Raw genomic sequence first — 18,663 nt, 5'->3', positions numbered from 1 at the left:
CCTCGTCCGATATCGGACGGACCGGACTCCGTCAGGAGACCGGACCGCCGAAGATGTCGATGCGGTCGCCCTCGGCGAGGGTCACGATGGCGCGCTTGGTGTCCGCGCGCTTGCCGTAACCGGTGCGGGTGCGCTTGCGCTTGCCCTGCCGGTTGATCGTGTTCACGCCGAAGACCTTGACCGAGAAGACCGCCTCGACGGCCTGCTTGATCTGGGTCTTGTTGGCGCTCGGGTGGACGATGAAGGTGTACTTGTTCTCGTCCAGCAGCGCGTAGCTCTTCTCCGAGACGACGGGCTTGAGCAGCACGTCGCGCGGGTCGGTGAAGGCCTTGCTCGGCGGTGTCGGCTCCGTGGCGATCTTGCCCTCGGTCGCGATGCGGCGGGCCTTGGCCAGCCGCGCGGCCTTGGCGATCTTCGCCGCCTTGGGCGCCACGCTCGGGTGTCGCGTAGCCATCAGGCGTCGCTCCCTTCGGTCTCTGTGGTCTCAGCGGCCTTGGGGCCGGACACGAAAGACTCGAAAGCGGCCTTGGTGAAGACCACGTCGTCGGAGACGAGCACGTCGTACGTGTTCAGCTGGCCCGGGTCGAGGAGGTGCACCTGGGGCAGGTTGCGGGCGGACAGCCACGCGGCCTCGTCGCTGCGCTCGGCGACCAGGAGCACGTTCTTGCGCTCGCTGACCTTGCCCAGCAGCTCCTTGGCGGCTTTGGTGGAGACGTCGCCCTCGACCACGCCGGAGACGACGTGGATGCGGTCGTGCCGCGCCCGGTCGGAGAGGGCACCGCGCAGGGCGGCGACCTTCATCTTCTTCGGGGTGCGCTGCGAGTAGTCGCGCGGCACGGGACCGTGCACGACGCCACCGCCGGCGAACTGCGGCGCACGGGTCGAACCCTGGCGCGCGCGGCCGGTGCCCTTCTGGCGGTACGGCTTCTTGCCGCCGCCGCGGACCTCGCCGCGCGTCTTCGTCTTGTGCGTGCCCTGACGGGCAGCGGCCAGCTGGGCGACGACGACCTGGTGGATCAGCGGAACGCTGACCTGCACGTCGAAGATCTCCCCGGGGAGCTCGACGGTACCGGCCTTGTCGCCTGCCGGCGAAAGGATGTGAATGGTGTTAGCGGTGCTCATCTTCTACCTCACGCCCCCTTGGCCGCGGTGCGGACCAGGACGAGGCCGCCGTTCGGTCCGGGAACCGCTCCCTTGATGAGGAGCAGACCCTTCTCCGCGTCAACGGCGTGGACGGTCAGGTTCTGGGTGGTGACCCGCTCGTTGCCCATGCGGCCGGCCATCCGGGTGCCCTTGAAGACACGGCCGGGAGTGGCGCAGCCACCGATGGAGCCGGGCTTGCGGTGCACGCGGTGGGCACCGTGCGATGCCTTGCCACCGCGGAAGCCGTGGCGCTTCATACCGCCGGCGAAGCCCTTGCCCTTGCTCTTGCCGGTGACGTCGACCTTGAGACCGGAGTCGAAGACCTCGGCGGTGACTTCCTGGCCGAGCGTGTACTCGGAGGCGTCCGGCGTGCGGAGCTCCACGAGGTGACGGCGCGGGGTGACGTCGGCCTTGGCGAAGTGACCCTTGAGGGGCTTGTTCACCTTGCGCGGGTCGATCTCGCCGAAGGCGATCTGGACGGCGTCGTAGCCGTCCTTGTCAGTGGTGCGCACCTGGGTCACGACGCAGGGGCCGGCTTTGACCACGGTCACGGGGACGATCCGGTTGTTCTCGTCCCAGACCTGGGTCATGCCGAGCTTCTCGCCCAGGACACCCTTGATCTGCTTAGTCATCTCTCCCGCGCCTCTCAGAGCTTGATCTCGATGTCGACGCCGGCCGGAAGGTCCAGGCGCATCAACGAGTCAACGGTCTTGGGGGTCGGGTCGAGGATGTCGATCAGGCGCTTGTGCGTGCGCATCTCGAAGTGCTCGCGCGCGTCCTTGTACTTGTGCGGCGACTTGATGACGCAGTACACGTTCTTCTCAGTGGGCAGCGGCACCGGGCCCGCGACCGACGCACCAGTACGCGTCACCGTCTCGACGATCTTCTTCGCCGAGTTGTCGATGACCTCGTGGTCGTAGGCCTTGAGCCGGATGCGGATCTTCTGTCCCGCCATGGCTACTTCGTAGTCCTGTCTCTCGTCACGCTCTGGAACCTGCGGACTTCTTCTCCCCTGCGGACCCGCTCCGACCCACGCGGTCGGGCGTGTCGTACCCCTTCCGGAATTCTCCGAGGAGGGTTTCCCTTGGAAGGAAGCGGGGGAAGAATCCCACCGGCGCCTGGCTGAAGCCCCTCCTGCGCTTCCCGGAAGATTCCCGTACTTCCGCCCCTGATGAGGGGCGACGAATACCTTGGGACTCGCTTCCGGTCCTCCCGGCGGGAGGCGCACAGCATCGGCACTCAACCGAGCAACCTGCACAGTGTGCCATAGCACGCCGGAGCCACGCCAATCGGGCCTGCGGGCGGCACGCACCCGGCAGCCGCCGGGGCACTCCAGACATTCCGGGCCCACGCCTCAGCCGCGTCGCTGCCGGTCCGGCTCCGAGCCAATGTCGACCTTACGCAGCCGCAAGCGGATCATCGGACGGACGGCCAGCGCCCCGGAGATCAGCGCAAGGGCGTCGGCCCAACCCGCCGCGCCGATGTCTGCGGAACACCCATGCCTTCCTGCTTCGCCCCTCACCGTGGAGACGGACTCACCGTGTCGCGGCGGGACGCGTCCCGGTCGGCGGGCGAGCGGTGCGGCTCGATATCAAAAGCTTCAAAAGCCTTTGGGAGAGAACCTCACCCAACCCACCCCGGGCCCCCGTACTCCTTCGGGTGAACGGCCGCGCTCGGGCTGGACTCCGTGCGCATCGGCTGGCATAGGCTCGCCGCGAACCGCACAACTCCACACATGAGACGGCCCCCGGCCGGGACTCCACTCCCGGGACGAGGGCCTGACCACCGAGGAAGTAGGAGCTTCCCGATGGGTGAAACGCAGCTTAGCGCGCCCCCGCGCGCCGGCGTCGTCCATGTCCGCACCCGCCACACCGAGCGCTTCACGGTCGTCGGCAACCACCTCGCCCAGCACCGCGAGCTGACGCTCGTCGCGATCGGGCTCGCCGTCCACATCCAGTCGCTGCCCGACGGCGCCCGCGTCGACATCAAGTCGCTGACCGCCCGCTTCCCGGAGGGCGAGGTCCGTATCGCCGCCGCGCTGCGCGAGCTGGCGGCACACGGCTATCTGACGCGTACGAGGGAGCGGCTCGCGGGCGGCCGGATCGTCACGCGCACCGTGTCGTACGACCGGCCGGGCCACGTGGCACCCGCGCCCCGCCGGAAGCCCGAGGAGCGGCCCCGCGCCGCCACGCTGCCCCCAGTCCCGCCGCTTCCTGAGCCCGGCTCCCCCGACCTGGCCCGCCACCGCACCGCCGCCGAGCTGCTCGCGGGCCTGCACCGCGACGACCCGCGCCTGCTGCTCCCGGAGCGGGACGTACGCCGCCTCGCCCCGGCCGCCGCCACCTGGCTGGAGCGCGGCGCCACCCCCGACGCCGTACGCCGGGCCCTCATGGCGGACCTCCCGGCGGTCGGCACCCTGCGCCACCCCGCCGCCCTGCTGGCACACCGCCTCACTGCCCTGCTGCCTCCGCCCCTGCCCCCAGCCCCGCCACCGGCGGCCCGCCCGCACCCGCTCCAGAACTGCGACACCTGCGACCGCGCCCACCGCTCCCCCACCGCCGGCCCCTGCCCCGCCTGCCGCACCGCGCCCCTCGCGGCGTAGCGACGGGGGACACAGCTACGACCGGCAGGTGAGGCAGCACCCGCTCCGATCTGTCGTGTGGGCGTACGCTGACCCGGCGACAGCGCTTCCGGCGGCACCGGCACCCAAGGGGCATCACGTGACGACGAAGGAACCGCAGCAGGACGGTGACCGCGACGGCCACCCCGACCGCAGCCAACTCCCCAACACCGTCAGCGAGATCCTGGAGGACGTGGACCCCACCACGCCTTCCTCCGGCACCGATTCGGAGAGGTACTCTCCGGGCTTCAGTTCGCCCGGCTTCGAGGGCCCCGGGATACCCGACAGGGTCCAGGTGGGCAACAGCGAGATGGGCCAGCGGCTGCGCGGCGAGCAGACCGGCACCCATCCCGAGACGCCTGAGCCGCCGGACGACGAGGACTGACACCGGTACGGACACGCGAGAAGGTGGGGTAGTCCGTGCAGCCGCTCCACCCGTAGACGCTTTACGCGGCCGACCGCCGACCACCTAGCGGCCGACCACCCACCTGTCTCCACGCCTCCATATCCAGGTGCAGAACTTTCCGTTTTGCCCCTGAGTGTCCGGATACCCGTCTCCTACGAGCGCCGGAGAAGGGGCGCCGGAGAAGGAGGCCAAAGTGATCACTCGTGAACAGATCCCCACCGTGCTGGATCACCCCGTCTACGGCAGTGACGGGAGCAAGCTCGGCGACGCGAAGCGTGTCTACTTCGACGACGCCACAGGTGAGCCCGACTGGGTCACCGTCAAGATGGGCATGTTCGGCACCGCCGAGTCCTTCGTGCCCATCCACGAGGCCAGCGTCGTCCAGGACCACCTCGAGGTGCCCTACCCCAAGGACAAGGTCAAGGACGCTCCGCACGTGGACGTCGACTCCGGGGGCCATCTCTCCGAGCGAGAGGAACACCGCCTGTACGACTACTACGAGATCGACTGGCGCTCCGTCCACGCGGCCGAGGACACCGACCGGACCAGGTCCGGTACGGACGCCTCCGCGGCCGGCGGCACCGCCGCGATGGGCACCGCCGCCATGGGCGCGGTCGGCACCGGCGCAGCAGGCGACACCGGCACAGCGGCCGACACCACGGCAGGAGCAGACGCAGGCGCGGGCGCGGCCTCGGCCAGGAGCAGGCACGGCATGCCCACCGGCGAGGCGTCCATGACGCGCTCCGAGGAGCGGATGCACGTGGGCACCGAGCGCCACGAGGTGGGCCGAGCGAGGCTGCACAAGTACGTGGTCACCGAGGAGCAGCAGCAGACGGTCCCCGTCCGCCACGAGGAGGTCCGGGTGGAGCGGACACCGATCAGCGAGGCGGACCGCAAGGCCGCGCGTGCCGGCCAGCAGATCGGCGAGGAGGAGCAGGAGATCGTCCTGATGGAGGAGCGTGCGGTGGTGGAGACCCGCGCGGAGCCGGTGGAGCGCGTACGGCTGACCACCGACGAGTACATCGAGGAGGAGACCGTCACCGGCCAGGTCCGCAAGGAGCAGATCGAGGCGGACATCCCGGAGGGGGGCGAGCGGCGCCACCGCGGCGAAGGCCACCGCTGAACGGAGACGCACGGAGGCACACGGAAGGGCCCGCACCACCACGAACCACGTGGTCGTACGGGCCCTTCCGCCGGCCGGAGCCGAATGCGCTCGCTAGGAGCCGCAGATCACTTGTTGATCTTGGTGACCTGACCGGCGCCCACCGTCCGGCCACCCTCACGGATGGCGAACTTCAGGCCCTCTTCCATGGCGACGGGCTGGATGAGCGAGACGCTCATCTCGGTGTTGTCGCCCGGCATGACCATCTCGGTGCCCTCGGGGAGGGTCACCACGCCGGTCACGTCGGTGGTGCGGAAGTAGAACTGCGGGCGGTAGTTGTTGAAGAACGGGGTGTGCCGACCGCCCTCGTCCTTCGACAGGATGTACGCCTGCGCCTCGAACTCCGTGTGCGGGGTGACCGAGCCGGGCTTGATGATGACCTGGCCGCGCTCGACGTCCTCGCGCTTGATGCCACGGAGCAGCAGACCGACGTTCTCACCGGCCTGGCCCTCGTCGAGCAGCTTGCGGAACATCTCGATACCGGTGACCGTGGTGGTGGTCTTCTCGGTCTTGATGCCGATGATGTCGACGGTCTCGTTGACCTTCAGGACACCACGCTCGATACGGCCGGTGACGACCGTACCGCGACCGGTGATCGTGAAGACGTCCTCGATCGGCATGAGGAACGGCTTCTCGACGTCACGCTCGGGCTGCGGGATCGCCTCGTCGACGGCGGCCATCAGCTTGACGATGGACTCGCCCCACTCCGCGTCACCCTCCAGCGCCTTGAGCGCGGAGACCTTCACGACCGGCAGGTCGTCGCCCGGGAACTCGTACTCCGAGAGAAGCTCACGGACCTCGAGCTCGACGAGCTCCATGATCTCCTCGTCGTCCACCATGTCGGCCTTGTTCAGCGCGACGACGATGTACGGAACACCGACCTGGCGGGCCAGGAGCACGTGCTCCTTGGTCTGCGGCATCGGGCCGTCGGTGGCGGCGACCACGAGGATGGCGCCGTCCATCTGGGCGGCACCGGTGATCATGTTCTTGATGTAGTCCGCGTGACCGGGGCAGTCGACGTGGGCGTAGTGACGGTTCTCCGTCTGGTACTCGACGTGCGCGATGGAGATGGTGATACCGCGCTGGCGCTCCTCAGGAGCCTTGTCGATGTTCTCGAAGGCCGAAGCCTCGTTCAGGTCCGGGTACGCGTCGTGCAGCACCTTGGTAATCGCCGCGGTGAGCGTCGTCTTACCGTGGTCGATGTGACCGATGGTGCCGATGTTGACGTGCGGCTTAGTCCGCTCGAACTTCGCCTTCGCCACTGGGGTCCTCCTGTGGACTGATGCTGTACGCCCGCCGCTGACTGCGGAAGGGTTCAGGTGGTCGTTCCGAATCGGTCAGGACCCCGAGGGGACGCCCTTGACCGCTTCGATTTTATGGGCGGGCGGCCGGGGAACCGCCGCAGATCGGTGGGCGATCTGCGGCGGATGCCCCGAATGCCTTTGCTCCAGCTTAAAGGGTGCGCAGCTCCGGGTATCCGGAGTTACTCGCCCTTGGCCTTCGCGATGATCTCCTCGGCGACGCTCTTGGGAACCTCGGCGTAGGAGTCGAACTGCATGGAGTAGCTTGCGCGACCGGAGGTCTTGCTGCGCAGGTCACCGACGTAACCGAACATCTCCGAGAGCGGTACCAGGCCCTTGACGAGCTTGGCGGCGCCCCGGTCCTCCATGGCCTGTACCTGGCCACGGCGGGAGTTGATGTCGCCGATCACATCGCCCATGTAGTCCTCGGGCGTGGTGACGTCCACGGCCATCATCGGTTCGAGGATGGCCGGGCTGGCCTTCCGTGCGGCCTCCTTGAAGGCCATCGAACCGGCGATCTTGAACGCCATCTCGGACGAGTCGACGTCGTGGAACGCGCCGTCCAGCAGCGTGACCCGTACGCCGGTGAGCGGGTAGCCCGCCAGCACGCCGAACTCCATGGCGTCCTGGCAGCCCGCGTCCACGGACGGGATGTACTCCCGCGGGATGCGGCCACCCGTGACCTTGTTGACGAACTCGTAGCCGTCGCCCTCGAGCGGCTCGACCGCGATCTGCACCTTCGCGAACTGGCCGGAACCGCCAGTCTGCTTCTTGTGCGTGTAGTCGACCCGCTCGACGGGCTTGCGCAGCGTCTCGCGGTAGGCCACCTGCGGCTTACCGACGTTCGCCTCGACGCGGAACTCGCGCTTCATACGGTCGACCAGCACGTCGAGGTGCAGCTCGCCCATACCCGCGATGATCGTCTGGCCGGTCTCCTCGTCGGTCTTGACCTGGAAGGACGGGTCCTCCTCGGCCAGCCGCTGGATCGCGACACCCAGCTTCTCCTGGTCGCCCTTGGACTTCGGCTCGATGGCGACCTCGATCACCGGGGCCGGGAACTCCATGGACTCCAGGATCACGGGCTTGCCCGCGTCGCAGAGCGTCTCGCCGGTGGTGGTCTGCTTGAGACCCATGACGGCGACGATGTCACCGGCACCGACCGACTCGATCTCCTCACGCTTGTTCGCGTGCATGCGGTAGATCTTGCCGATGCGCTCCTTCTTGCCCTTCACCGAGTTCAGCACCTGCGTGCCGGTGTTCAGCACGCCGGAGTAGACCCGGATGAAGGTGAGCTTCCCGAGGTGCGGGTCACTCGCGATCTTGAAGGCGAGCGCGGACAGCGGCTCGTCCACCGAGGGCCTCCGGGACAGGACCTCTGTGGAGTCCTTCACCGAGTGGCCCTCGACGGCCTCGACGTCCAGCGGCGACGGCAGGTAGCGCACGACCGCGTCGAGCAGGGGCTGCACGCCCTTGTTCTTGAACGCGGTGCCGCAGAACACCGGGGTCACGGTGACACTGCCCTCGGCGCCCGTGGAGGCGAGGGTGATGCGGCGGATGGCCGCCATGAGCTGGTCCTCGGTGGGCTCCTGGCCCTCGAGGTACAGCTCCATCATCTCCTCGTCGTTCTCGGCGACGGATTCGAGCAGCTTGCCGCGCCACTCGTCGGCCGCCTCGGTGTGCGTGTCGGGGATCTCGACGGTGTCGTACATCTCCCCGAGTGCGGCCTCGGCGGACCAGACGAGCGCCTTCATGCGGACGAGGTCGACCACGCCCTTGAAGTCGGCCTCGGTACCGATCGGCAGCTGCATGACCAGGGGAACCGCACCGAGGCGGTTCTCGATCATGTCGACGCAGCGGTGGAACTCGGCGCCCGTACGGTCCAGCTTGTTGACGAAGCAGATACGCGGTACGCCGTACCGGTCCGCCTGCCGCCACACGGTCTCCGACTGCGGCTCGACGCCGGCCACGCCGTCGAACACGGTGACCGCACCGTCGAGCACGCGCAGGGACCGCTCCACCTCGACGGTGAAGTCGACGTGCCCGGGGGTGTCGATGATGTTGATCGTGTGATCGACGTCGTTGAGCGGCCAGTGGCAGGTCGTCGCGGCGGACGTGATGGTGATGCCGCGCTCCTGCTCCTGCTCCATCCAGTCCATCGTGGCAGCGCCGTCGTGGACCTCACCGATCTTGTAGCTCACACCGGTGTAGTACAGGATCCGCTCGGTGGTCGTCGTCTTGCCCGCGTCGATGTGAGCCATGATCCCGATGTTGCGGACCTTGGCCAGGTCAAGTGAAGTGGTAGCCATAAGGCTTCAGTCTTCTCTCGGTCTCTCGATGGGGTCTGCGACTACCAGCGGTAGTGCGCGAAGGCCTTGTTGGACTCGGCCATCTTGTGGGTGTCCTCGCGCTTCTTGACCGAGGCGCCGAGACCGTTGGAGGCGTCGAGCAGCTCGTTCATGAGGCGTTCGGTCATGGTCTTCTCGCGGCGGGCGCGGGAGTAGCCCACGAGCCAGCGCAGCGCGAGAGTGGAGGCGCGACCCGGCTTGACCTCGATCGGCACCTGGTAGGTCGCGCCACCGACACGGCGGGACTTGACCTCCAGCGTCGGCTTGATGTTCTCCAGCGCGCGCTTGAGCGTGATGACCGGGTCGTTGCCGGTCTTCTCGCGCAGGCCCTCCATGGCGCCGTACACGATGCGCTCGGCGGTGGAGCGCTTGCCGTTCAGCAGCACCTTGTTGATGAGGGACGTCACCAGAGGAGAGTTGTAGACCGGGTCGATGATGACCGGGCGCTTCGGGGCGGGGCCCTTACGAGGCATCTTTACTTCTCCTTCTTGGCGCCGTAGCGGCTGCGAGCCTGCTTACGGTTCTTGACGCCCTGCGTGTCGAGGGAGCCGCGGATGATCTTGTAGCGAACACCCGGCAGGTCCTTCACACGGCCACCACGCACGAGCACGATGGAGTGCTCCTGGAGGTTGTGGCCCTCACCCGGAATGTAGGCCGTGACCTCGATGCCGCTGGTCAGGCGCACACGTGCGACCTTACGCAGGGCGGAGTTCGGCTTCTTCGGGGTGGTCGTGAAGACACGCGTGCAGACGCCGCGGCGCTGAGGGGAACCCTCGAGTGCGGGCGTCTTGTTCTTCTCGACCTTGTCCTGCCGGCCCTTCCGGACCAGCTGCTGGATCGTAGGCACCGTTTCTCCGGTTTCTGTGTGCCGTCTCGGTAAAGCTAACCTGGGCCACGCCACCGACCCACGCGGTCGGGTGTGTCGAAATTCGCGGACTCCCCCGGCGGGCGAGCACCTCTGGTCCGAGGACGTATCCGAGGACGCATCGAGGACATGCGGATTTCAGTGCCGCCATCTGCGCCGCTCACGAGGTGGAAACATGCGGCAGCGCAGGGGATACCCCAGGCACAAGGTCAGAGCGTACCCAGCACGTCGGCCACGGTCAAAACAAGTATCCGCGCGGCACTGCCGGTGCTGTCCTCCACACACCGCGTGCGGGCGGCGGGAAGCGTACGGTTTCGCAGCACCCTACCCGCAGTCACCCACGGCCATGCCCCTCCGGCCCGCCCGCGGGCGCCCACCGTCAGGAGAAGAGCAGCACCATCGCCAGAATGCCCAGCGCCAGCCAGCCCAGCGCCAGCCCGGCCACCGCCGTGCCGTCGCCCCGGTCCCCGGTGCGGCGGATCTCGGCCCGCGCCTTGTGGCCAAGGATGACCGCGGGCAGCCCGCTGATGCCCAGCGTCAGCGGCGAGACGAGCCCGCAGACCAGCGCCCCCGTGGCCGCCGGGTTCGTCGGCCGGTACGGCACCGGCTGCGGCGGGTACGGATACATGGGCATCTGCGGGTACACCGGCCCGTGGTACATGGGCCGGGACGGCTGGTGCAGCCCCTGGTACGGCCCCGGCAGCGGCGCGGGCCCGGCGGAACCGGGATACAGCGGCGGCCCCTGGTAGGGCACCGGCCCCTGGAAAGTGCCCGGCAGCGGTGCCGGCGCACCCGGTCTCACCCCCGCGCCCGGAGACGCACCCGCCGGACCCTGCGGGACGTCGGACGTCAACTGCTCAAGCTCCTCGACCGTACGCGCGGCGAGTGCGTGCGCGGCACGCTCCTCGTGCTCCTCCGCGGTCAGCCGACCCTCGGCGAAAGCGGCACGGAGTACGTCGATCGCGCGCTCCCGATCCGCGTTACCAGCGAGCATGGCCTCACCCCCGCCTCCATGATGCACCGGGGACGCGGAAAGGGCGGCCATCCCCCCTGGGGATGACCGCCCTCTGTGCCACAACTGAGACCGGATCAGCCTCTGTTCACCGCCGGACGGCCGCTCGGGCCGCCCGGGGCTCAGGCGTTGTACGGACCGTAGTCGTAGTCCTCCAGCGGGACCGCCTGGCCGGAGCCCGTACCGAAGGGCGAGTAGTCGATGTCGTCGTAGCCGACGGCCGAGTACATCGCGGCCTTCGCCTCCTCGGTCGGCTCGACCCGGATGTTGCGGTAGCGGGACAGGCCCGTACCGGCCGGGATGAGCTTGCCGATGATGACGTTCTCCTTGAGGCCGATCAGGGAGTCCGACTTGGCGTTGATCGCCGCGTCGGTGAGCACCCGGGTCGTCTCCTGGAAGGACGCCGCCGACAGCCACGACTCGGTGGCCAGCGAAGCCTTGGTGATACCCATCAGCTGCGGACGGCCGGAGGCCGGGTGGCCGCCTTCCGTGACCACACGACGGTTCTCGCCCTCGAACTTCGTCCGCTCCACCAGCTCGCCCGGCAGCAGCTCCGCGTCACCCGACTCGATGATCGTCACCCGGCGCAGCATCTGCCGGATGATGATCTCGATGTGCTTGTCGTGGATCGACACGCCCTGCGAGTTGTAGACCTTCTGGACCTCGTTGACCAGGTGCACCTGCACCGCACGCTGACCGAGGATACGCAGCACGTCGTGCGGGTTGGTGGCACCCACCGTCAGCGGCTGGCCGACGGCGACGTGGTCGCCCTCGCCCACCTTCAGGCGGGCGCGCTTGGACACGCCGTACGAGGTCTCCTCGGAGCCGTCGTCCGGAGTGACGACGAGCTTCTTGGTCTTCTCGGTCTCCTCGATCCGCACCCGGCCGGCCGACTCCGAAATCGGCGCGACGCCCTTGGGCGTACGGGCCTCGAACAGCTCGACCACACGGGGCAGACCCTGGGTGATGTCGTCACCGGCCACACCACCGGTGTGGAAGGTACGCATCGTCAGCTGGGTGCCGGGCTCACCGATCGACTGGGCCGCGATGATGCCGACGGCCTCGCCGATGTCCACCAGCTTGCCGGTGGCCAGTGAGCGCCCGTAGCACATGGCGCAGGTGCCGACGGTGGACTCGCAGGTGAGGATGGAGCGGGTCTTGACCAGCTGGATGCCGTGCCGCACCAGCTCGTCGATGAGGACGTCGCCCAGGTCGGTGTTGGCCGGGGCCAGCACCTTGCCGTCCACGACGATGTCCTCGGCGAGCGCCCGCGCGTACACGCTGGTCTCGACGTTCTCCGCCTTGCGCAGCACGCCGTCGGGGCCCTCGGCCGCGATCTCCAGCTTGAGGCCGCGGTCGGTCCCGCAGTCCTCCTCGCGGATGATCACGTCCTGCGAGACGTCCACCAGACGACGGGTCAGGTAGCCCGAGTCGGCGGTACGCAGCGCGGTGTCCGCGAGGCCCTTACGGGCGCCGTGCGTGGAGATGAAGTACTCCAGCACGGTCAGACCCTCGCGGAACGACGCCTTGATGGGCCGCGGGATCGTCTCGTTCTTCGCGTTGGACACCAGACCGCGCATACCCGCGATCTGACGCATCTGCATCATGTTCCCTCGGGCGCCCGAGTCGACCATCATGAAGATCGGGTTCGTCTTCGGGAAGTTCTCGTTCATCGCCTCGGAGACCTCGTTGGTCGCCTTGGTCCAGATCGCGATGAGTTCCTGCGTGCGCTCGTCCTTGGTGATCAGACCGCGCTCGTACTGCTTCTGGACCTTCTCGTCCTGAGCCTCGTACGACTGGATGATCTCCTTCTTGGCCTCCGGCACCACGATGTCGGAGATGGCCACGGTCACACCGGAGCGGGTCGCCCAGTGGAAACCGGCCGCCTTGAGGTTGTCCAGCGCAGCGGCGACGATGACCTTCGGGTAGCGCTCGGCCAGGTCGTTGACGATCCCGGAGAGCTGCTTCTTGCCCACCGAGTTGTCGACGAACGGGTAGTCCTCGGGCAGCAGCTCGTTGAAGAGCGCGCGGCCCAGCGTCGTCCGCAGCCGGAACGGGTCGCCCGTCTGGTACTCGGCCGCGCCCTCCTCCGGCACCGGCGGGGTCCAGCCGCGGGGCGGCACGGTGCCGACCGGGAACCGGATGTCGATCTTCGCCTGGAGCGACAGCTCACCCGCGTCGAAGGCCATGATCGCCTCGGCCACGGAGTTGAACGAGCGGCCGTCGCCGATGGTCTTGCGCTGCTCCTCGTCGGTGGTGAGGAAGAACAGGCCCAGCACCATGTCCTGGGTCGGCATGGTGACCGGACGGCCGTCGGCCGGCTTGAGGATGTTGTTCGAGGACAGCATCAGGATGCGGGCCTCGGCCTGCGCCTCCGCGGACAGCGGCAGGTGCACGGCCATCTGGTCGCCGTCGAAGTCCGCGTTGAACGCGGTGCACACGAGCGGGTGGATCTGGATGGCCTTGCCCTCGACCAGCTGCGGCTCGAAGGCCTGGATGCCGAGGCGGTGCAGCGTCGGTGCGCGGTTCAGCAGCACCGGGTGCTCGGCGATGACCTCTTCCAGCACGTCGTACACGACAGTGCGGCCGCGCTCGACCATGCGCTTGGCCGATTTGATGTTCTGCGCGTGGTTCAGGTCCACCAAGCGCTTCATCACGAACGGCTTGAACAGCTCCAGCGCCATGGCCTTCGGCAGACCGCACTGGTGCAGCTTGAGCTGCGGGCCGACGACGATCACGGAACGGGCCGAGTAGTCGACGCGCTTGCCCAGCAGGTTCTGGCGGAAGCGGCCCTGCTTGCCCTTGAGCATGTCGGACAGCGACTTGAGCGGACGGTTGCCCGGACCGGTCACCGGACGGCCGCGGCGGCCGTTGTCGAACAGCGCGTCGACGGCCTCCTGGAGCATCCGCTTCTCGTTGTTCACGATGATCTCGGGCGCGCCCAGGTCGAGCAGCCGCTTGAGGCGGTTGTTCCGGTTGATCACCCGGCGGTACAGGTCGTTCAGGTCGGAGGTCGCGAAGCGGCCGCCGTCCAGCTGCACCATCGGACGCAGGTCCGGCGGGATGACCGGCACGCAGTCCAGCACCATGCCCTTGGGGCTGTTGCTGGTCTGGAGGAACGCGGAGACGACCTTGAGCCGCTTGAGCGCCCTGGTCTTCTTCTGGCCCTTGCCGGTGCGGATGATCTCCCGCAGGCGCTCGGCCTCCTCGTTGAGGTCGAAGGTCTCCAGGCGCTTCTGGAGCGCGTTGGCGCCCATCGAGCCGTCGAAGTAGGTGCCGAAGCGGTCGCGCAGCTCGCGGTAGAGCAGCTCGTCGCCCTCCAGGTCCTGGACCTTGAGGTTCTTGAAGCGGTTCCACACCTCGTCGAGGCGGTCGATCTCGCGCTGCGCGCGGTCCCGGAGCTGCTTCATCTCGCGCTCGGCGCCCTCGCGCACCTTGCGGCGGACGTCCGCCTTGGCGCCCTCGGCCTCCAGCTCGGCCAGGTCGGACTCCTGCTTCTTGGCGCGGGCCTCGAGGTCGGCGTCACGGCGCTGCTCGATCTGCTGGCGCTCCACGGAGACGTGCGCCTCCAGGGAGGGCAGGTCGCGGGTGCGCCGCTCCTCGTCGACGTACGTGATCATGTACGCGGCGAAGTAGATGACCTTCTCGAGGTCCTTCGGTGCCAGGTCCAGCAGGTAGCCCAGCCGGGACGGGACGCCCTTGAAGTACCAGATGTGCGTGACGGGCGCGGCCAGTTCGATGTGGCCCATCCGCTCGCGGCGCACCTTGGCGCGGGTCACCTCGACGCCGCAGCGCTCGCAGATGATGCCCTTGAAGCGGACGCGCTTGTACTTGCCGCAGTAGCACTCCCAGTCCCGGGTGGGGCCGAAGATCTTCTCGCAGAAGAGCCCGTCCTTCTCCGGCTTGAGGGTGCGGTAGTTGATGGTCTCGGGCTTCTTGACCTCGCCGTGCGACCACTGACGGATGTCGTCAGCTGTGGCCAGGCCGATTCGCAGTTCGTCGAAGAAGTTGACGTCGAGCACTGTCGTCAATCCCTCTTTCAGGGTTGTGCCCTCCGCGTCAGCGGAATATCAGGCAGGTTCGTGGTCTGGGGGTCCTGGGACGGCCGGGCTCCGGTCAGGGAGCGCCGGCCAGACCCGTCAGACCTCTTCGACGCTGCTCGGCTCGCGCCGGGACAGGTCGATACCGAGCTCTTCCGCCGCGCGGAAAACGTCCTCGTCGGTGTCGCGCATCTCGATGGACATGCCGTCCGAGGACAGCACCTCCACGTTGAGGCAGAGCGACTGCATCTCCTTGATGAGCACCTTGAAGGACTCGGGGATGCCCGGCTCCGGGATGTTCTCGCCCTTGACGATGGCCTCGTAGACCTTCACTCGGCCGGTGACGTCGTCGGACTTGATGGTCAGCAGCTCCTGGAGGGCGTACGCGGCGCCGTACGCCTCAAGCGCCCACACCTCCATCTCGCCGAACCGCTGGCCGCCGAACTGGGCCTTACCACCCAGCGGCTGCTGGGTGATCATGCTGTACGGGCCGGTCGACCGGGCGTGCAGCTTGTCGTCGACCAGGTGGTGCAGCTTCAGGATGTACATGTAGCCGATCGATACCGGCTCCGGGAACGGCTCGCCGGAGCGGCCGTCGAAGAGGTGCGCCTTGCCGGAGGACTTGACCAGCCGGTCGCCGTCGCGGTTCGGGATGGTGGACTCGAAGAGGCCGGTGATCTCGTCCTCGCGGGCGCCGTCGAAGACCGGGGTCGCGACGTTCGTGCCTGCCTGCACCTCGTCGGCGCTGATCGCCGCGAGGCGCTTCTTCCAGTCCTCGTCGACTCCGTCGACCTTCCAGCCCTGCGAGGCGAGCCAGCCCAGGTGGATCTCCAGGACCTGCCCCGGGTTCATCCGGGACGGGACGCCCAGCGGGTTGAGGATGATGTCGACCGGGGTGCCGTCCTCCAGGAACGGCATGTCCTCGACCGGCAGGATCTTCGAGATGACGCCCTTGTTGCCGTGCCGGCCGGCGAGCTTGTCACCGTCGGTGATCTTGCGCTTCTGGGCCACGTAGACCCGCACCAGCTGGTTGACGCCCGGCGGCAGCTCGTCGCCCTCCTCGCGGTCGAAGACGCGCACGCCGATGACCTTGCCGGTCTCGCCGTGCGGCACCTTCAGCGAGGTGTCGCGGACCTCGCGGGCCTTCTCGCCGAAGATCGCGCGCAGCAGCCGCTCCTCCGGGGTCAGCTCGGTCTCGCCCTTGGGGGTGACCTTGCCGACCAGGATGTCGCCCGCCTCGACCTCGGCGCCGATGCGGATGATGCCGCGCTCGTCGAGGTCGGCGAGGACCTCCTCGGAGACGTTCGGGATGTCCCGGGTGATCTCCTCGGGGCCGAGCTTGGTGTCGCGGGCGTCGACCTCGTGCTCCTCGATGTGGATCGAGGAGAGGACGTCGTCCTGCACGAGGCGCTGCGACAGGATGATCGCGTCCTCGTAGTTGTGGCCCTCCCAGGGCATGAAGGCGACCAGCAGGTTCTTGCCGAGCGCCATCTCGCCGTCCTCGGTGGACGGGCCGTCGGCCAGCACCTGGTCCTCGATGACGCGGTCGCCCTCGTCCACGAGCACCTTCTGGTTGAAGGAGGTGCCCTGGTTGGAGCGGGAGAACTTGGCGACGCGGTAGGTCGTGTACGTGCCGTCGTCGTTGGCCACTGTGACGTAGTCGGCGGAGACCTCCTGGACGACGCCGTCCTTGTCGGCCTTGATGACATCGCCGGCGTCGACCGCGCAGCGGTACTCCATGCCGGTGCCGACCAGCGGCGACTCCGCCTTCAGCAGCGGCACGGCCTGCCGCATCATGTTGGAGCCCATGAGCGCGCGGTTGGCGTCGTCGTGCTCGAGGAAGGGGATCATGGCGGTGGCGACCGACACCATCTGGCGCGGCGAGACGTCCATGTAGTCCACGTCGTCGCCCGGGATCAGGTCGACCTCGCCGCCGCGGCGGCGGATGAGCACCCGCTCCTCGGCGAAGCGCATGTCCTCGCCCAGCGGCGCGTTGGCCTGGGCGATCACGAAGCGGTCTTCCTCGTCGGCCGTGAGGTAGTGCACCTCGTCGGTGACGAAGCCCTCGCGGACCACGCGGTACGGCGTCTCGACGAAGCCGAAGGCGTTGACCCGGCCGTACGAGGCGAGCGAGCCGATCAGGCCGATGTTCGGGCCTTCCGGCGTCTCGATGGGACACATGCGGCCGTAGTGCGAGGGGTGCACGTCACGGACCTCGAAGCCCGCCCGCTCACGGCTCAGACCACCGGGGCCCAGCGCGTTGAGGCGACGCTTGTGGGTCAGGCCCGAGAGCGGGTTCGTCTGGTCCATGAACTGGGACAGCTGGCTGGTGCCGAAGAACTCCTTGATGGAGGCGACGACCGGCCGGATGTTGATCAGCGTCTGCGGCGTGATCGCCTCGACGTCCTGGGTGGTCATCCGCTCGCGGACGACGCGCTCCATCCGGGCCAGGCCGGTACGGACCTGGTTCTGGATCAGCTCGCCGACGTTGCGCAGGCGGCGGTTGCCGAAGTGGTCGATGTCATCGGTCTCGACGACGATCGTCTGGCCCTCGGCGGAGGTCGTCTCCGTCTCCCCGGCGTGCAGCTTGACCAGGTACTTGATCGTCGCGATGACGTCGGCGGTGGTGAGCACGCCGGAGTTCAGCGGCTCGTCCCCGCCGAGCTTCTTGTTGACCTTGTGTCGGCCGACCTTGGCCAGGTCGTACCGCTTCGGGTTGAAGTAGAGGTTCTCCAGCAGCGTCTGCGCGGCCTCACGGGTCGGGGGCTCGCCCGGACGCAGCTTGCGGTAGATGTCGAGCAGCGCGTCGTCCTGGCCCTGGGTGTGGTCCTTCTCCAGGGTGGCGCGCATCGACTCGTACTGGCCGAACTCCTCGAGGATCTGCTCGGTCGTCCAGCCCAGCGCCTTGAGCAGCACGGTGACCGACTGCTTGCGCTTGCGGTCGATGCGGACACCGACCATGTCGCGCTTGTCGATCTCCATCTCCAGCCACGCGCCGCGCGACGGGATGATCTTGGAAGAGAAGATGTCCTTGTCGGACGTCTTGTCGATGGAGCTGTCGAAGTAGACACCCGGCGAGCGGACGAGCTGTGTGACGACGACACGCTCGGTGCCGTTGATCACGAAGGTGCCCTTGTCGGTCATGAGCGGGAAGTCGCCCATGAAGACCGTCTGCGACTTGATCTCGCCGGTCTCGTTGTTGGTGAACTCGGCCGTGACGAAGAGCGGGGCCGCGAACGTGAAGTCGCGCTCCTTGCACTCGTCGATGGAGTTCTTCGGCGGCTCGAACCGGTGATCACGGAAAGTCAGGGACATCGACCCGCTGAAGTCCTCGATCGGGGAGATCTCTTCGAAGATCTCTTCCAGACCGGATTTCGTGGGGACATCCTGACCGCTGTCCAGCGCGGCCTCGACGCGACCCTTCCAGGCGTCGTTCCCGAGCAGCCAGTCAAAGCTCTCGGTCTGCAGCGCAAGGAGGTTCGGAACCCCGAGGGGCTCCCTGATCTTCGCAAAGGAGATACGCAGCGGGGCGGTGCTGGCGCCGGTGTTCGAATTGGCGGTCGAGGCGTTGCGCGAGGCGGCCAAGAGGGGGTCCTTCCGAGGGCTCGGACTCACTACGCGCATACCGGTGCTCCTGGTGACGGGCATGGAGCAGCTAACAGGCAGCGCAAAGGGTCAGTGTAGCCTCATGGCCCACTGATGTCCAGAGCGGTTCTCCGGAGACTGGCGCAGTGCCACTCTCCCCCTCTCGTTCTCCTGTGTAGGCAAG

General features: G+C 67.9%; 14 protein-coding genes. 3 read left to right on the top strand and 11 right to left on the bottom strand.

Annotated features, from left to right (window positions below; translation table 11 throughout):
- Window positions 1-31 precede the first annotated feature (31 nt).
- Genes rplW through rpsJ form a run of 4 tightly spaced genes read right to left on the bottom strand, consistent with a single transcriptional unit; the run spans window position 32 to window position 2,098 of the window.
- Window positions 32-454: a 50S ribosomal protein L23 gene (rplW, locus tag H299_RS0116300; RefSeq protein ID WP_027749261.1), complete on the bottom strand. Its 423-nt coding sequence runs from the start codon at window positions 452-454 to the stop codon at window positions 32-34.
- Window positions 454-1,122, bottom strand: coding sequence for a 50S ribosomal protein L4 (rplD, locus tag H299_RS0116295; RefSeq protein ID WP_027749260.1), 669 nt, complete (start codon window positions 1,120-1,122; stop codon window positions 454-456). The genes rplW and rplD overlap by 1 nt, the downstream gene beginning before the upstream one ends.
- 8 nt (window positions 1,123-1,130) lie before the next feature.
- The gene (rplC, locus tag H299_RS0116290) at window positions 1,131-1,775 is read right to left on the bottom strand and encodes a 50S ribosomal protein L3 (protein ID WP_027749259.1); all 645 of its coding nucleotides are present in this window, start codon (window positions 1,773-1,775) and stop codon (window positions 1,131-1,133) included.
- Window positions 1,776-1,789: 14 nt separating this feature from the next.
- On the bottom strand, window positions 1,790-2,098 hold the full coding sequence (gene rpsJ, locus H299_RS0116285; RefSeq protein WP_016909683.1) for a 30S ribosomal protein S10: 309 nt from the start codon (window positions 2,096-2,098) through the stop codon (window positions 1,790-1,792).
- 852 nt (window positions 2,099-2,950) lie between these two features.
- Here rpsJ and H299_RS0116280 point away from each other — a divergent pair.
- The 3 genes from H299_RS0116280 to H299_RS0116270 all read left to right on the top strand — a co-directional run bounded on the left by H299_RS0116280 (window position 2,951) and on the right by H299_RS0116270 (window position 5,292).
- Complete coding sequence (locus H299_RS0116280; RefSeq protein ID WP_027749258.1) at window positions 2,951-3,745, top strand: hypothetical protein; 795 nt, start codon at window positions 2,951-2,953, stop codon at window positions 3,743-3,745.
- Window positions 3,746-3,863: 118 nt separating this feature from the next.
- The gene (locus H299_RS0116275; RefSeq protein WP_037759318.1) at window positions 3,864-4,148 is read left to right on the top strand and encodes a hypothetical protein; all 285 of its coding nucleotides are present in this window, start codon (window positions 3,864-3,866) and stop codon (window positions 4,146-4,148) included.
- A 214-nt stretch (window positions 4,149-4,362) separates the two neighbouring features.
- A complete protein-coding gene (locus tag H299_RS0116270; RefSeq protein WP_027749256.1) occupies window positions 4,363-5,292 on the top strand; it encodes a PRC and DUF2382 domain-containing protein in 930 nt (309 codons plus the stop codon).
- 107 nt (window positions 5,293-5,399) lie between these two features.
- Here the strand turns inward: H299_RS0116270 and tuf are convergent, their stop codons facing one another.
- From tuf to rpoB, 7 genes are all read right to left on the bottom strand, one after another.
- Window positions 5,400-6,593: an elongation factor Tu gene (tuf, locus tag H299_RS0116265; protein WP_027749255.1), complete on the bottom strand. Its 1,194-nt coding sequence runs from the start codon at window positions 6,591-6,593 to the stop codon at window positions 5,400-5,402.
- A 221-nt stretch (window positions 6,594-6,814) separates the two neighbouring features.
- Entirely contained in the window at window positions 6,815-8,938 is a 2,124-nt protein-coding gene (fusA, locus tag H299_RS0116260) for an elongation factor G (RefSeq protein ID WP_027749254.1), read from the bottom strand.
- A gap of 41 nt (window positions 8,939-8,979) precedes the next feature.
- Window positions 8,980-9,450 (bottom strand): 30S ribosomal protein S7, encoded by a 471-nt coding sequence (gene rpsG, locus H299_RS0116255; RefSeq protein WP_027749253.1) that lies wholly within the window; start codon window positions 9,448-9,450, stop codon window positions 8,980-8,982.
- Between the two features lie 2 nt (window positions 9,451-9,452).
- A complete protein-coding gene (gene rpsL, locus H299_RS0116250) occupies window positions 9,453-9,824 on the bottom strand; it encodes a 30S ribosomal protein S12 (RefSeq protein ID WP_003948652.1) in 372 nt (123 codons plus the stop codon).
- 397 nt (window positions 9,825-10,221) lie between these two features.
- A complete protein-coding gene (locus H299_RS0116245) occupies window positions 10,222-10,836 on the bottom strand; it encodes a DUF1707 domain-containing protein (protein ID WP_027749252.1) in 615 nt (204 codons plus the stop codon).
- A gap of 140 nt (window positions 10,837-10,976) precedes the next feature.
- Window positions 10,977-14,876 (bottom strand): DNA-directed RNA polymerase subunit beta', encoded by a 3,900-nt coding sequence (locus H299_RS0116240; RefSeq protein WP_027749251.1) that lies wholly within the window; start codon window positions 14,874-14,876, stop codon window positions 10,977-10,979.
- Between the two features lie 117 nt (window positions 14,877-14,993).
- A complete protein-coding gene (gene rpoB, locus H299_RS0116235) occupies window positions 14,994-18,479 on the bottom strand; it encodes a DNA-directed RNA polymerase subunit beta (protein WP_027749250.1) in 3,486 nt (1,161 codons plus the stop codon).
- Between the last annotated feature and the right edge of the window lie 184 nt (window positions 18,480-18,663).

The sequence above is a fragment of the Streptomyces sp. CNH287 genome, from assembly GCF_000424825.1.
Note: the sequence above shows the minus strand (reverse complement) of the source record. Positions and strands in the feature narration are given on the sequence as shown.

Coding starts and splice junctions, on each gene's coding strand:
- H299_RS0116245 (WP_027749252.1), bottom strand. CDS start 10,836: ATGCTCGCTGGTAACGCGGATCGGGAGCGCGCGATCGACGTACTCCGT.
- rpsG (WP_027749253.1), bottom strand. CDS start 9,450: ATGCCTCGTAAGGGCCCCGCCCCGAAGCGCCCGGTCATCATCGACCCG.
- rplC (WP_027749259.1), bottom strand. CDS start 1,775: ATGACTAAGCAGATCAAGGGTGTCCTGGGCGAGAAGCTCGGCATGACC.
- rplW (WP_027749261.1), bottom strand. CDS start 454: ATGGCTACGCGACACCCGAGCGTGGCGCCCAAGGCGGCGAAGATCGCC.
- rpsJ (WP_016909683.1), bottom strand. CDS start 2,098: ATGGCGGGACAGAAGATCCGCATCCGGCTCAAGGCCTACGACCACGAG.
- H299_RS0116280 (WP_027749258.1), top strand. CDS start 2,951: ATGGGTGAAACGCAGCTTAGCGCGCCCCCGCGCGCCGGCGTCGTCCAT.
- rplD (WP_027749260.1), bottom strand. CDS start 1,122: ATGAGCACCGCTAACACCATTCACATCCTTTCGCCGGCAGGCGACAAG.
- fusA (WP_027749254.1), bottom strand. CDS start 8,938: ATGGCTACCACTTCACTTGACCTGGCCAAGGTCCGCAACATCGGGATC.